The 15215-nt window shown below is 39.8% G+C and carries 15 protein-coding genes and 1 CRISPR repeat array; of the genes, 12 read left to right on the forward strand and 3 right to left on the reverse strand.

From position 1 onward, the window contains the following. Positions 1-201: 201 nt before the first annotated feature. From HWQ23_RS17260 to cas5d, 6 genes are read left to right on the forward strand one after another with little or no spacing between them, the layout of a single operon-like run. Entirely contained in the window at positions 202-708 is a 507-nt protein-coding gene (locus tag HWQ23_RS17260; protein WP_292830312.1) for a hypothetical protein, read from the forward strand. Then, complete coding sequence (locus HWQ23_RS17265; protein WP_292830313.1) at positions 701-961, forward strand: DUF433 domain-containing protein; 261 nt, start codon at positions 701-703, stop codon at positions 959-961. The genes HWQ23_RS17260 and HWQ23_RS17265 overlap by 8 nt, the downstream gene beginning before the upstream one ends. After that, on the forward strand, positions 958-1338 hold the full coding sequence (locus tag HWQ23_RS17270; RefSeq protein ID WP_292830314.1) for a DUF5615 family PIN-like protein: 381 nt from the start codon (positions 958-960) through the stop codon (positions 1336-1338). Before HWQ23_RS17265 ends, HWQ23_RS17270 begins: the two co-directional genes overlap by 4 nt. Continuing rightward, positions 1338-4652 carry a type I-D CRISPR-associated protein Cas10d/Csc3 gene (cas10d, locus tag HWQ23_RS17275; protein ID WP_292830315.1) on the forward strand — a complete coding sequence of 1105 codons (3315 nt, stop codon included), beginning with the start codon at positions 1338-1340 and terminating at the stop codon, positions 4650-4652. Before HWQ23_RS17270 ends, cas10d begins: the two co-directional genes overlap by 1 nt. 43 nt (positions 4653-4695) lie before the next feature. Continuing rightward, positions 4696-5730: a type I-D CRISPR-associated protein Cas7/Csc2 gene (gene cas7d / locus HWQ23_RS17280; RefSeq protein ID WP_292830316.1), complete on the forward strand. Its 1035-nt coding sequence runs from the start codon at positions 4696-4698 to the stop codon at positions 5728-5730. A 5-nt stretch (positions 5731-5735) separates the two neighbouring features. Further along, positions 5736-6443 carry a type I-D CRISPR-associated protein Cas5/Csc1 gene (cas5d, locus tag HWQ23_RS17285; protein WP_292830318.1) on the forward strand — a complete coding sequence of 236 codons (708 nt, stop codon included), beginning with the start codon at positions 5736-5738 and terminating at the stop codon, positions 6441-6443. On the opposite strand, the gene HWQ23_RS17290 is transcribed toward cas5d, so the two are convergent. Beyond that, complete coding sequence (locus tag HWQ23_RS17290) at positions 6444-6671, reverse strand: hypothetical protein (protein ID WP_292830319.1); 228 nt, start codon at positions 6669-6671, stop codon at positions 6444-6446. A 39-nt stretch (positions 6672-6710) separates the two neighbouring features. Then, positions 6711-6854, reverse strand: a complete 144-nt coding sequence (locus HWQ23_RS17295) for a hypothetical protein (RefSeq protein ID WP_292830320.1) — start codon at positions 6852-6854, stop codon at positions 6711-6713. Between the two features lie 142 nt (positions 6855-6996). On the opposite strand from HWQ23_RS17295, the gene HWQ23_RS17300 reads away from it, so the two are divergent. The 5 genes from HWQ23_RS17300 (at position 6997) to cas2 (ending at position 11012) form a co-directional block, all read left to right on the forward strand. Beyond that, positions 6997-7617: a 2OG-Fe(II) oxygenase gene (locus tag HWQ23_RS17300; protein ID WP_292830321.1), complete on the forward strand. Its 621-nt coding sequence runs from the start codon at positions 6997-6999 to the stop codon at positions 7615-7617. After that, entirely contained in the window at positions 7607-8473 is an 867-nt protein-coding gene (gene cas6 / locus HWQ23_RS17305; RefSeq protein ID WP_292830322.1) for a CRISPR-associated endoribonuclease Cas6, read from the forward strand. The genes HWQ23_RS17300 and cas6 overlap by 11 nt, the downstream gene beginning before the upstream one ends. Positions 8474-8668: 195 nt before the next feature. Beyond that, positions 8669-9265, forward strand: a complete 597-nt coding sequence (gene cas4, locus HWQ23_RS17310) for a CRISPR-associated protein Cas4 (protein ID WP_292830324.1) — start codon at positions 8669-8671, stop codon at positions 9263-9265. Positions 9266-9658: 393 nt separating this feature from the next. Next, positions 9659-10663: a type I-D CRISPR-associated endonuclease Cas1d gene (gene cas1d, locus HWQ23_RS17315; RefSeq protein ID WP_292830325.1), complete on the forward strand. Its 1005-nt coding sequence runs from the start codon at positions 9659-9661 to the stop codon at positions 10661-10663. A gap of 61 nt (positions 10664-10724) precedes the next feature. Next, complete coding sequence (gene cas2, locus HWQ23_RS17320; RefSeq protein ID WP_292830326.1) at positions 10725-11012, forward strand: CRISPR-associated endonuclease Cas2; 288 nt, start codon at positions 10725-10727, stop codon at positions 11010-11012. 268 nt (positions 11013-11280) lie between these two features. Continuing rightward, positions 11281-13280: direct repeats of the CRISPR family, unit length 37 nt; unit sequence ATTGCAATTTACCAAAATCCCTATTAGGGATTGAAAC. Positions 13281-13460: 180 nt separating this feature from the next. Here cas2 and nifH read toward each other — a convergent pair. Beyond that, positions 13461-14351, reverse strand: a complete 891-nt coding sequence (gene nifH, locus HWQ23_RS17325) for a nitrogenase iron protein (protein ID WP_292830327.1) — start codon at positions 14349-14351, stop codon at positions 13461-13463. A 227-nt stretch (positions 14352-14578) separates the two neighbouring features. Here nifH and HWQ23_RS17330 point away from each other — a divergent pair, with 227 nt between their 5' ends. Then, positions 14579-14791, forward strand: a complete 213-nt coding sequence (locus tag HWQ23_RS17330) for a hypothetical protein (protein WP_292830328.1) — start codon at positions 14579-14581, stop codon at positions 14789-14791. Positions 14792-15215: the final 424 nt, after the last annotated feature.

Genomic DNA, 15215 nt, shown 5'->3' on the forward strand with positions numbered 1-15215 from the left:
CTAATAGGTATTTTAAGCATTTATGCTTATGCAGTACTGCACTGCGTTTCTTTCCCCTTATATATAGATTACACTATGTTGTTTCTGCCGAGTCTATTCATATAGCTACAGTGACGGCTCAATCATATAGCTACAGTAACTAGTTGATCTTTGGAGAAGAAGATGCCAAGATGATGAGAACACACCTCATCAGGTATTTTTATGCACATTCATCTCAATGATGACGATATCTCTCGGATGCCAGAAAGCTTACGTCATCTGTTTTTAAACTGGCTTCCAGAATACTTAAAGACAAATAACTCGTGGTTTGAGCAAATACCAGTTAATCAGATACGTCAATCGGAAGTATCCTCAACGCAGTTATTTCTCAATCTCGAAAATCAAACTCTAGAAGATAAGGCAGACCATTCTCATGTGAGGTTAAGTCAGCTATTCGACGCAGGTATAACTAAGCGAGGAATGGCTGTTAGAGTCAAACTGAAGCGGGAAGAGGCTAAGAAAAAGGGTCGTGAGTATATCAATAGTCTAGAAATTTCTGCAAGAGGAACTATTGTTTACGACGGAGAAGAGTTTGATAAACCAAGCCCCTTAGCTACAAAGGTAACGGGTGGTGCAGCTAATGGTTGGGAGTATGTTGAGGTGAAGAAGAACAACGAATGGATTTGTTTAGATAAATTACGCGAAATCTGGAGAACTACCAATGACTAAAGATAATTTGCTTTCTCGTATTTCCATCGATCCAAATATTTGTTTTGGTAAACCGTGCATTCGCGGACACCGGATTTGGGTATCACTAATTTTGGATTATTTAGCTGGTGGTACAACAATTGAAGAAGTTCTTGAAGCTTATCCAAGCATAGAAAGAGAAGATGTACTAGCTTGCATTGCTTACGGTGCAGAAATGGCGCGGGATGTTTTTGTGGAACTTCCTTTGACAAAAAAAAAGGAAGCAAGTGCGTGAAATTAAAGCTAGATGAAAATATCGACTTGCGCGTTGTAACTTTATTGCAATTAGCAGGACACGATGTTGCAACAGTACCAGGACAAGGCTTAAGTTCTGCACCCGATCCCGAAGTTATTGATCTTTGTCGCCGTGAGAGTAGATGTTTAGTTACTTGCGATCGCGGCTTTGGAAATCGTCTGAAATATAATCCCTCTAACTATTCAGGAATTGTAATTATTCGTCTAGCCTCTCGCTACACATTTGCTGATTGGCGTGAAGCTATTGAAATATTAATCACTGGGCTAGAATCCGCCGACGTGATAGGTAAATTATGGATTATTCAACAAGGAAAAATACTCGAATATCAAGCTATTGAAAGCGAGGAAGCAAATTAATGAACGAATTTGATGATGATTTACCGGAAGAAGTACCAGATTTTGATTCAGGAAAGGATGAAGATGATGAATCGCCTGTCAAACGCGAACTTCTCACAATTCGGTTATTTAAAGAAGCTGTAAAAAAGGCAAAAGGAAATGAAGGCGATCGCATCCTAGAAAAATTTGCAGATTATGTCTTACCTAATTTAATTCGGCAGTTAGCAGGCGCAACCGCTAAAGGAGGTAAATTCTTTGAAGTCACGATAGAAATTATAAATGCCAAACGCGTAGCCGCAGGTAAAAATCCTGTTCGTAGAGACAACGCTGGCGATCAATCTATACTTGCTCACTTACTTAATGGTCTATTTCCCAGCTATCGAATTTTGAAGAAGCTACAAGCAGAAGGAATAGGCACAAACCCAGTTAAGCGTAATTGTGAAGATTTACAATCCTCTGTATTTATTGTTTCCTATTTGTTGCATGACTATGAAAAATTTCCTGACTATCGAGATTGGTTAGAAGAAAATTTTATCATTCGCAATTGGGAAGAAAAACCCCCAAAAAAAGAAGATGCTCCGAATTTGGGACGTGAATACATTACCAAAAAGATTTTAGATTTTGGCTTATACCACTTACTAGGCGAACAATGGGAAGAACTTATCGATGACATTATTGAAATTAGCAGCAATGCAGGAGTTAAAAATGATTCGGATTTAGGTTTAATTACTCGTGGCTTAAAACCTTTAGATGATGAAAGACTAGATAGCAGAATTAGACAGGTTTTGATTGACTTAGTTTCACTATCTGATTTATTTGCTTCAGTCATTAAACATCCGAGAGATGTAGAAAATGGGCGTTTACCTACGTTGCTTGCAAGATTAAGCAATCATCAATTACAACTTACCTATCATTCCCTTTCAGAAAATCGTGGAATTCTCACAAATATTTTCAATAACGCTTTAATTGCAGCACATCCTGAAGATTTTTATACATCATTACTCTATTTACCTGATGGTGTTGTTTATTTAGCTACTGTTGATGCTCCTCCAATTACAACTGATGAAATTCCTGAACAAGTTATTGCCAAAATAAAGTACTTATGTGCCGAGAAACTGAAGGAAAGACAGACAGGTTTTAATCGTGGTGGTAAAGGATTAAAATTTGCAGATTATTACTGGTTATTTTTTGATGTAGTTGAATTAATGGAAGTTAGTATTAATGCTGCTTCTCGGCTACTTCCAGACTCAAAACCTGCTTCTGCTGATAAGCGAGGCGAAAGCTTGCTAAATTATCAAGCACAAGGCGAACTATCAGCACACTTAAATTTACAAATTCCTAATGAAATCCGCATCGATCGCTTGGCAGAATTTGGTGATGTTTTGTGTCGAGGAATTTGGGGTAGTTGGTGCGAAAAAGTTAATGATTGGCAGAAACAACTAGCAAAAAATCAGAGAAAAAGTATTCCTGATTTAGATTTAACACAAAAGCTAGCTGAATATTTAGAATTATCAGCAGAAATTCCAGCTATCAGAGAAATTCAATCTTTGAAAAAAACAGGTGGTGTACCTCTTGATTGGTATTACATAGCAGCGCAATACTTTTGCAATAATTCAGGATTAAGCTTTGCTCAAATTCTGGAAGTTATGAAAGGGATGGTGAATCATGCTGCTGCTTTTATTAGACCAATTTTAGCAGATTTTCAGGATATGCCCGATGGCTGGGATGACTTAAAAACTTATGTCAGTCAAGTTATTTCTTTACCTACAGGCGCAGTTATACAACCAACACCGGACTCATTTTTAGTTGAACTTAAACGCTATAATGCCGCCAAAATTACGGGTAGAGGACGAGAAAATGTTTGTGCAATTTCTAGTTCTTCATATACTGTAACTGAACAGATGGAATCAGCGACTTTATTTGCTCCTCAAGTCTACAGTAACCGTCAGATTTTATTTAATGCTCAAGCTGCTAAACGGCAAATTTGCTCAATCTGGTCAATTGAAATTATGTTGAGACAAATTTTGATGAACCAAACAAATGCCGTAGGAGCAGATTTTGAAGGTCGCAAATATCGCTATCTCTACCTTTACCCAACTTACTTTTTTACCCCAGAAACCAATAAATTTTTGCAAAAGGCTTACAATCAATTTTCTCGAACTCGGTTTGATGCCGAAATGCGTAAGCATTTTATCGCAGAAAATCAAGTTGCAAAGTTTCAAATTGAAGATTACCAAAAAGTTGATTCTCTCTTGATTAAAGAAAATCTAAAGCCAGAAGATGACCGCACTTTTAAAATTAGCTTTCCAGAACATGAAACTCTGACATTTTTCTTTTTAGGCTTACCGCCTGGAAGAGACGCCACAGATACAGAATCTTGGGTAACACCAGCTTGGTTAGCATTAGCGTTACCCCTTGTTCTAGATGTAAAAGTTGTAGCATCAGAGTCACCTGTACCACCTTTCATTAGTGGTGCTGATTTTGAACAAACAGTTTTAATTGATGGAGAACATCAAGCGATTCGTTCTTTGATTCTAAAAGATAACTATCGTTTAGATAGCATTCTACCTCGTAGTTCAGAAAAACGTGAATTTTCTCCCCTCAATGCTCTCACTGCTGCTTACTCTATTCACTTGGAAGTTAACCGTAAAAAGGATGGCGATCCAGATTGGGGAAAATTAGCAGATTTGGCACGGGATTTAGAAACCAGTCCTCTTTATGTGTTTTATTACCTTAATAAATGGTTGCGAAAGCAAGACAAAATTGATTCTGTACCTATGGCGAAAGTTCGCCTATACTTGGATTTTTATCACTATTTTGAACCAGGAGGAAAAGCTGTGAATCAACTGCGTAAGTTAACAGAACTCTACCGTCGTTTTTATCGCTCTAAAAGTCAATATGCCAAAGCTAATGCAATTCTCAAACCAATTGATGAGGCTGCTGATGTAATTTTAAAAATTGATAAATCTATGGCTAGTGACACTGATTCTTTAATAGATGTGGTAGCGGCTCGTCTAGCCAAGCTGATGAATAATGTGCGACGGAGAGCGGCTGAAGGAAAACCAACATTAACTTTAATTGATGGTAAGTGGAAACCTGCCTTAACTTCCGAAGAAGAACGTCAAGCAGTTTATGAGTTTTCTAAGTATTTTGTAAAAGAAATATTTGAGGGAAGTTTTAAAAGCGATCGCGCACGTTTAGCAGGTACTCAACTCAACCTAATTAGAGATACCTGTGAATACCTTTATCGCCTTGCAGATGATGAAGAACGTAAAGCACGTCCGCAAGATGAGCCTGATGATATTCCTGAATTAGAACTTGAAGCATCAGTCTAATTTATTCTTTTCTTCCAACTAACTAAATCGGAGTAATCAAACCATGAAATTATTGAAAACACTCGATTCTAAATTTTTCCACGATGTAATCCCTGCTAAACCAATGGGGAAATATGTTCATTTCATTACTATTCGCGTTACAGAATCTTATCCTTTATTTCAGACAGATGGTGAACTTAATAAAGCCAGAGTACGTGCTGGAATTGAAAACAAAGAACCTATTAGCCGATTGGCAATGTTTAAGCGCAAGCAGTCTACACCAGAACGTTTAACAGGTAGAGAATTATTACGTAACTACAAAATTGGTGACTGGGAAAAATGCGACTACAACGTAGATTTCAGCAAAACTACTCCTGATTGTATTCTCTACGGTTTTGCTATTGGTGATTCCGGTTCTGAAAAGTCGAAAGTAGTTGTAGACACAGCATACTCTATTACACCCTTTGATGATTCTCACCTTAACTTTACCCTCAATGCACCTTTTGAAAATGGGACGATGAGCCGTCAAGGGGAAGTAACCAGCCGTATTAATAGTCAAGACCATATCTTACCTCAAGTCTTTTTTCCCAGTATTGTCACGCTCAAAGATCCCACTGAAGCTGGATTTCTCTACGTTTTCAATAATATTCTGAGAACACGCCATTACGGAGCGCAGACTACCCGCACTGGTAGAGTACGTAATGAGTTAGTTGGAGTCATTTTCGCTGATGGTGAGATTGTTAGTAATCTTCTCTGGACTCAAAAGATATATGACGTAATGAGCAATGCAACTCCTAAGCAAATTAATCCTCCTGATCCGCTCAATGAAGACGAGGTTTTAGAGGCGGCTACACAAGCAATTACTGCTCTAATGTCTCAAGAGTGTATTTCTCATACTGATTTTGTTGGTGCATCCTTCACACAACTTTTGAGTGAAGTGAAGTCTATCACCAGTGATGAAACTCGATTGCAAGAAATGTTGAGCCAAGCAAATGCTGAATCATCTATTTATGCTCAAACATGGGTTCTTAAATCAGGTAAGAAAGACCCTAAGAAAGATACCAAGAATAATAAGAAAGCTGTTGCTGCAACGGAGTAAGCGATATGGTGTTTATTTACCGTTGTCAAATAGAACTTCATGACAGCCTCTATTACGCAACTCGTGAAATCGGGCGATTGTATGAAACAGAAGCAATAATTCACAATTATGCTCTTTGTTATGCACTGGGTTTAGTTGATAGCAAATTCTACTCTACTACCGTTGCTGAAGAACATTCTTATCGCTATTTTTGCCCCGAACAAGTGCCAAAATATGAGGAGCATTTAACGCCACTCAATCAACAGCAAATTTATGTAACTCCGGCGCGATCGCTCAATCATTCTTCTATCCTCAACACCTGGAAGTATGCTAACAACAACTACCACGTTGAAATGGAGAAAACACAGAAAAATATTCCTAGTTTTGGGAGAGCAAAGGAAATAGCAGCAGAAAGCAAATTTGAGTTTTTTGTCATATCTCAAAAAGAACTCAAACTACCAAAGTGGATTCGCTTGGGTAAATGGATGAGCAAGGCTGAAGTGACGGTTGAACAATTACCGAAACATAAAATTTCTGAAGGTATATTCACTTGTACACATCCATTAAATCCTTTAGATGTGATGTTCACTAACCAAGTGATTAGCTATGATGTTGTGAATATGCCTCCAGTTAGCTTAATTCAGAATGTCCAAATGCGAGGTCAATACTATCAATTTGATGGCATTCAAAACTTAAAAATTCCAGTTCTAATAGAATATCGTTTTCGGAGTTAATCACTTCCCAAAACCTTTCCCACGGCTTTTATTTTTCCGAGGCTCTATAGTCATTAACTCGACTTTAAAACCTCTGGAATCTTGTAACATTAACTTACGTATTCGCTGGCGTTGGTAAGCCTGCACTTCAGCCGCTAGAGGATGATCAGAGTCAATTTTTAGGTGGGTGAGTGAAGCAAAATATTTCTCTTCACTTTCGGGATTATTTGGCTCTTTTAGTCCGCACATAATCCCACCTTCATCTCCTGAATAGGCAACGAAATCAATTTAAAATTCTCTGTCTGGATCAGCCTCTTCTCCTTTTTGCTTTAATGTCTTCAAAAACTCCTTTCCAGCCCGTGTTTTAATTGGTAAGCTCTCTTTTAATTTTTCAGTAAGTGCCTTTGCTGCATTGTAATCATCAATTCTCATCGCTCTAGCTCCCCATCCAGTGTTTATTTCAGTTTAAAATGATTTTACTATCTATGCTGCACAGTCTTTAACCTTTTCCCCAGTGACAAATTACGCTACAATTTTTAACCCCTGTTAGTTCTGTACGCTCCCCACACCCATCGTGAAACACTATCAACAACAATCCAACGCTTTCCCCAGCGATTACCTAAACAACTTGTGGGGAGAAATCCAAGCTTGTCCTTACTTTGCTATCAACAACCTCAACCGCGATTTTGTCGCCACTAAAGGATTTTCCGTAGTATTTCAGCGTTCTGGATTAGCAAAAGTAGAACAACAGTTTCCCTACTTCAAGCCTTACCTAGATTTGGCTCTCCAGCCCAATTGTAATGCTTTTTACCTCAATCCTTTACAGCTAAAAGAAGGCTCCCGCGTCGATCCGCATATCGATCGCTCCTTACGTTCCTACTCCAAAACCATTGAACCGCCTGCGGTTGTAAGTGTCCTCTATGTGCGCGTACCAGCAGATATGGAAGGGGGAGAACTGGTATTGCGATCGCACAAACGCCAACTTGGGCAAATTAAGCCCCAAATTAATACTTTAGTTTATTTTCAAGGTGATTTAACCCATTCGGTTAACGCTGTCAAAACCCCAGGAAATCGCTTAAGTTTAGTTTGTGAACAGTATAGTTTGAGTGAAGCTGAACTCCAGGAAATTCCTGAGTTCACTGTAGAGTCAAGAATCACTCAGTCTACAACCAAAAAGAAAAAGTATGCCTCATAGTTTAGTGTTGAATTTGCTACCTCAATCGCCCATTCCACCACAGTATCTCACAGGTAGACATCTCCACGCCCTATTTTTAACCCTCGTTAGTTCTGTAGATAGCACATTAGGCGATCGCTTGCACGATTCCACTGCTGACAAAGCTTTCACCCTCTCTCCCTTGCAAATTAGTAATACAAACTCTCCCCTTTTGAAGGGAGGTAAGGGCGGATCTAAATTGCAATATTCACATCAACAACCCATTCCCGCCGGAACTCCTTGTTGGTGGCGCATCTCTTTATTAGATGACACTCTATTTAGCAAACTTACCCAACTCTGGCTAAATCTTAATCCCAATCGCCCTTGGCATCTTGGCCCGGCTGACTTGTATATTACCAGCATTCAAGGTACACCCCAATCTATTCAACCTTGGGCAAATGCCAGTACTTATGCTCAATTATACGAAGAAGCTAGCGATGTCTGCGACGGGCTACGCCTACGCAATTCCTCCATTAACCTTAGCTTCTCCACGCCTACCGCCTTCCGTCAAGGACAGTATGATACTACACTTCCTACCAGAGAATCTGTGTTTAATTCCTTACTTTCGCGGTGGAATAAATACAGTGGTATAGAATTTACTCAGATTGCGATCGAGTCAATATTTCCCTCATTTGTCAATATTCACACAGAAATATTAGCTGATTCTCGCAGCAAATTTATCGGCATCGTTGGCGAAGTTACCTATAAGATTTTGGGAGAAATTGAACCAATACAAATTAAGCAAATCAATGCCTTAGCTGACTTTGCTTTATATAGTGGTGTCGGCAGAAAAACAACAATGGGTATGGGCATGATGCGACGAATGTATTCCCCTTAATCGCACAGGAGCTATAAACCGAATGTTACCATCTAAAGCCTTCTGAAGAATACTAAAAAATAGTTTTAGTCCATTTTAATGGACTTGGGCTATTAGCCCTGAAATTTATTTCTAGGCGGACTATGGCGCTAGTCGAGAATAGTTCACAAATTTAATTTCCGACAGATAAGAAAATTTCACACTCATTATAAACTAATGACAAATAACATCGAATATATTTCCATTGCGGCATTGAATCAATATGCCTATTGTCCACATCGCTGTTGGCGGATGTTTTGTGCAGGAGAATTTACCGATAACCAATATACAATTGAAGGCACAACTTTACACGATCGCGTCCACACTACAGGCGATGTACAGCGAGGAGAAACTTGGCAGATTCGAGCAATTTGGCTGAAGTCGGAGCAATATAAACTCATCGGAAAATCTGATTTAATTGAAGCAGAATCAGGTCAAGTTTATCCAGTGGAATATAAACGGGGACGCAAAGGCGAATGGGATAATGATGAGTTGCAAGTTTGTGCCCAAGCCTTATGTTTAGAAGAGATGACAGGAGAACCAGTTAATACTGGATATATCTATTATGCCCACTCCCATCAACGGCAATTAGTAGAGATTAATCAAGAGTTGCGAGAAAGTGCGATCGCTACTATTGAATCTGTCACAAATCTCCTCGAAACAGGATTTATGCCAGAACCGATTTACAGCAAACGCTGCCAAGGATGCAGCCTTTATTCGCAATGTTTACCCAAAGCAACTGATAAAGTCAAAAGTTATCAAGAAGTACATTAAATCATCCTCTGGTAATATCATGTCCGCCAAATTACCCATAATAAAAAAACCCCACCCCCAACCCCTCCCCGCAGGCGGGGAGGGGAGACAAAGCACAGCTTTGGCGGGGTGGGGTTCTTCGGGTTTAATAAGCAATCAAGCGGACATGATATAACTTCTAGTTTCAGGACGTATTGGCTTCTATCAAATAAGAATCCCCCCGCCTGTGGCGACCCCCTTAAAAAAGGGGTAAAGAAGGAATTTTTAGAGGTTGCGGGAATCGCTATCTGTAAAAACGTAAAGGATAAATCTAAGCCTCCCTTTTTAAGGGGGGTTGGGGGAATCTTCGCGTAGTAAATAAGCTAACCAAATTGTATTGAGTTTAATAACTTTCAATTAATTAAGGATGAAATCATGGGAACACTTTACGTAACACAAGCCGATGCTTTTATCGGCAAAGTTGACGAACGTCTCACCGTTAAAGCTGAACAAAAAATAATCTTGGATATCCCTTTAATTAAAATAGAGGGAATTGTAGTACTAGGACGGGCTACTATTTCTCCCGCCGTCGTCAGTGAACTTTTAGAACGTCACATTGGTTTAACATTTCTCACACAAAACGGACGATATTTAGGACGTTTAGAACCAGAAGTTACCAAAAATATCTTTGTTCGTAAAGCCCAATGGCAAGCTGTAGGAGAATCACAACCAGCAATACATTTAGTTAGAGGATTTGTGCGGGGTAAATTGAAAAATTACCGCCATAGCTTACTTCGCACTCAGCGAGAACATCCTGATACTGACCTGAATAATAACATCACTCGATTGGAAAACGCGATCGCACCAATCGAAAAAACTAGCAGTATTGATTCCCTCAGAGGCTTAGAAGGTGCCGGTAGTGCAGCCTATTTTGGTTGTTTTCAACAGCTAATCAAAACTCCAGAATTCCGCTTTGAAGCCAGACGCCGCCGCCCACCAACCGATCCAGTTAATGCCCTACTGAGTTTTGGGTATACATTACTACGTCATGATGTGCAAAGTGCTTTAAATATTGTTGGCTTCGATCCCTATCTAGGATACTTACACGTCGAGCGTTATGGTAAACCTTCCCTAGCCTTAGACTTGATGGAAGAATTTCGTCCTTTAATAGTGGATGCTGTAGTGTTGTCGCTGATTAACAAGCGATCGCTAACCCTAACTGACTTTACCACCGAACCGCTCAGTGGTGCTGTGACTTTAACCAAAGAAGGACTGCATATATTTCTTCGCGCCTACCAACAAAAGAAACTATCGAATTTCAAACATCCAGTCATGGGAAACAAATGCACCTACCAAGAATCCTTTGAAATTCAAGCGAGATTGTTGAGTAAGTACCTCATGAACCAAATTGATAAATATCCCCCTTTAATTCTCAAGTAATTAATCATTTCTCCCTCATCTCCCCCATCTCCCCCATCTCCCCCATCTCCCCACTCCCCCCATGTATATTGTTGTCAGCTACGACATTCCAGAAGATAAGCGTCGTACTAAAATCCATTCAGTTCTCAAGTCTTACGGACAATGGATGCAACTGAGTGTATTTGAGTGCGATATCACTTTCACTCAGTATGCTAAACTGCGATCGCGTTTAGCTAAATTGATAAAACCTGACACTGACAGCGTGCGCTTTTATTTTCTCTGTGGCTGTTGTCAGCGAAAAGTCGAACGTATTGGCGGAGAACAGCCACGAGACGAAACAATTTTCTTTGCTGAGTCCCCTTCTAGCTAGGTTTCTGCATCTCAAATGCGCGGAAGGGTAGGTGTACAAATTCGACAGCCCCAAAAAAGTGCTTCTATCCCAACTCCAGTAAGGCTTTCAACCCATTAGTCGCCTACTCCTTATCCGCGCAATCTCTGAAATGCTTGTCAAAACAGGGTTTTAGACTTTAAACTTTCCTGGCACTCTTCCCAAACGAATTCTCTAATGCTATGATTGCTCTTGAATCGCGCAACTGCACCTTGAAAACTAAATACAGCTTGGCTTTCAGGCTCCCGCTATTGCAATTTACCAAAATCCCTATTAGGGATTGAAACATGAGTCTCTCCGATTTTTAATCCGGTGATTATTATTGCAATTTACCAAAATCCCTATTAGGGATTGAAACAAGCCTAGCGCAAATATTAAGCCACAGGTGAAGCCTAATTGCAATTTACCAAAATCCCTATTAGGGATTGAAACAGAGTAAAGCAACTGTTTAGCGCCCTCAAATGGAATTGCAATTTACCAAAATCCCTATTAGGGATTGAAACGGTACAACAGTACTAATGGGATTCATTGACGGTAATTGCAATTTACCAAAATCCCTATTAGGGATTGAAACGACCACTTAGAATCCCAGTATACCCCCGATAACCCATTGCAATTTACCAAAATCCCTATTAGGGATTGAAACAAACTACAGCCACACTTCAACCCCAGCTAATATTTAATGATTGCAATTTACCAAAATCCCTATTAGGGATTGAAACAGTTTGTTACCCTTGATAATCTCCTGTGCTGGCTTATTGCAATTTACCAAAATCCCTATTAGGGATTGAAACAATGCCAAGTATAAAAGCCGGGTGATTAGCTTGATATAAGGGTGATTGCAATTTACCAAAATCCCTATTAGGGATTGAAACAATGCCAAGCGAGATATTCCTTGCCATTACCGGGAAAGAATTATTGCAATTTACCAAAATCCCTATTAGGGATTGAAACAACTGAAATTAGTCCATCCGCAGCTAGCCCGTTTAATTGCAATTTACCAAAATCCCTATTAGGGATTGAAACGCGCCAATCGACGTGAATAAAACCGAGATGTATTGCTCTAATTGCAATTTACCAAAATCCCTATTAGGGATTGAAACGAATCTCAAGATCCCTAACAAGTAATCTAGTTGAATTGCAATTTACCAAAATCCCTATTAGGGATTGAAACTTGTTTCTCAGCAGTATTGAAAAGTCATCGGCTGAAAGATTGCAATTTACCAAAATCCCTATTAGGGATTGAAACCTTTTTGGCAAGCGCCTCTCAGTGAGATTTGGGAATTGCAATTTACCAAAATCCCTATTAGGGATTGAAACGGGACAACAAGACCCTTTCTCTGGCTCACCAATTGCAATTTACCAAAATCCCTATTAGGGATTGAAACTTTATCAGCTTTCTTTTTGGTAGATAGGAGTGGAATTGCAATTTACCAAAATCCCTATTAGGGATTGAAACATATAAAGGCCGCGATCGCGCTTTGTGGAAGGAGTGCGAATTGCAATTTACCAAAATCCCTATTAGGGATTGAAACCTGTGTTGAGATAGAATTGCTTGCCGAAGCCTCGATTGCAATTTACCAAAATCCCTATTAGGGATTGAAACGGAAAAAGAAAGCAATACCACCAAGGGATAAACCATTGCAATTTACCAAAATCCCTATTAGGGATTGAAACCTGGCAATTAGCCAGATGGAAGAGTCCTCAGCTATTGCAATTTACCAAAATCCCTATTAGGGATTGAAACAAAAAATTGAGTATACGTGTACCAGCTACCAGTAAATTGCAATTTACCAAAATCCCTATTAGGGATTGAAACTAATTACTCAGGAAAAAGAGCTTATTAGGCTGCATTGCAATTTACCAAAATCCCTATTAGGGATTGAAACGTTCAACAGCAGCTTGTTGTCTCTCAAATTTTTGATTGCAATTTACCAAAATCCCTATTAGGGATTGAAACAGCATTATTATCTAAAGCATCCCCCAAACATCCAATTGATTGCAATTTACCAAAATCCCTATTAGGGATTGAAACCCGCTTTAACCATTTATGAAGATTAAAGCGGAACTTTATTGCAATTTACCAAAATCCCTATTAGGGATTGAAACAAGAGAGATCCAAAAAGAGGCGGGGTTTGGGACGCATTGCAATTTACCAAAATCCCTATTAGGGATTGAAACCCCACTGAATGGGCTGATAAAATTTCTGAAGTATTGCAATTTACCAAAATCCCTATTAGGGATTGAAACTAGTGTAGGAAACGGGAGTAAACCTCAAAGCCTCTCTCCTAAAAGGAGAGAGGTTTGGAGAGAGGTCAGAGTGTATTGCACGCTATATATTCCTATTAAGGATTCAAACAAAGAAATGCAAAAATTGGGGAAAGGGTAGGCTTGTAGCCTACCCCAAACCATTATTTATTTAGCAATACTTTAGACTGGTGCTTCAGTAGCAGTTTTGCCAATCAGCATTGCAGCATTTTCTTCGCTTTCGAGAATACCGAATTCAATCAACAACTCTTCTAACTCTTCCATCTCAATGGGGGTGGGGATAGTGAGGTTCCTGTTGTCAATGATCTTTTGAGCCAATGTCCGATATTCGTTACTTTGATTGCTGTCAGGTGCGTACTCATTAACAGTCATACGACGTAATTCTGCGTGTTGTACAATGTTGTCACGAGGTACGTAGTGAATCATTTGGGTATTCAAACGTTTTGCCAAGGTTTCGATTAAGTCGATTTCCCGGTCAACGTTACGGCTGTTACAAATCAAACCACCCAAACGCACACCGCCAGTGTGAGCATATTTGAGAACACCACGAGCGATGTTGTTGGCTGCATACATCGCCATCATTTCACCAGAGGTAACGATGTAGATTTCTTGTGCCTTACCTTCACGGATAGGCATAGCAAAACCACCGCACACAACGTCACCCAAAACGTCGTAACTTACAAAATCAACATCTTTGTAAGCACCGTTTTCTTCTAAGAAGTTGATAGCGGTGATAATACCACGACCAGCGCAACCCACACCAGGCTCAGGGCCACCAGACTCCACACAACGTACATCCCGGAAACCGGTCAGCATTACTTCTTCGAGTTCAATATCTTCTACAGCGCCGCGTTCAGCAGCCAATTGAAGAACGCTTGTTTGAGCTTTACTGTGTAGCATCAAACGGGTAGAGTCAGCTTTAGGGTCGCAACCGACAATCAGAATGCGTTGACCCATTTCAGCCATAGCTGCTAGGGTGTTTTGAGAAGTGGTAGATTTACCAATACCGCCTTTACCATAGAAAGCTATTTGTCTAATTTTTGGGTCAGTCATGGTTGTGTTTTCCTAGAATAATTTAGTTGATGGGTTAAAAGCTTGATGTGAGATATTTACCCTTGGTGCTGTAGGGAAGTAGAGCCTGTTGGCGTTGACGTGTAGCAACTTATCGCTAGACATCGCATCCTGGCAAAAACAGTTAAAATCAGAACATATTTACCCACAAAGCGATCGCTTAAGGCATAGAGAAATCTCTATCTCCTAATAACAAAGCCTTTAAAACTATGACTTCAGCATTGTCAGTTGTTATAACAGAATCCCAAATGGTTGCTCAAGCCTCAAGAGTGGTTGCAGCAGGAATTCAAATGAACGCAGATTTGTTCCCTGAACCACACAACCAACTTGCATTGCAATCCACTCTAAATGGTCGCTACAACTTCTCTGATTTTGCTCATGTCAAGTCGCCAAGAACTTTTATAGCGCTTCTCGTTTCGTGATTGATGCAGCAAGATAAATTCCAGCCCAAAAGTTGTAGCTACAGGTGCAGTACTATATATAATATCTGCACAGGCAACCGCTAACACTCTGGCTTAGACAATATCTTGGTGACTTTTGACAGTATGGTTAAATTCCTGAAAATTGGGGAACGACACCATCCTGCTTGAAGTTTTCGTTCCAAAAGTCAGCAACTGCTTCAACTTAGTTCGCGGTTGAAAATGTTTGCTCCCGCAAGACTAGGTTAGTAAATATTCTGTATTTCTATGGATTTGTCAGGCTGTACTAAGAGTCTTTCTTCCCAGACTCCAAAAGTAATTGCCTTTGGCGGGTAATGCTCTAGCTAGGTTAGCCAACTCTTATTGGCTCATACCCAGATAAATTTCGATTGACTTCAAGTTGTTACAAAGGCTACTATCCTACTCA

This window comes from Nostoc sp. JL33 (genome assembly GCF_017114985.1).
In the GTDB taxonomy this organism is placed as follows: Bacteria; Cyanobacteriota; Cyanobacteriia; order Cyanobacteriales; family Nostocaceae; genus Nostoc.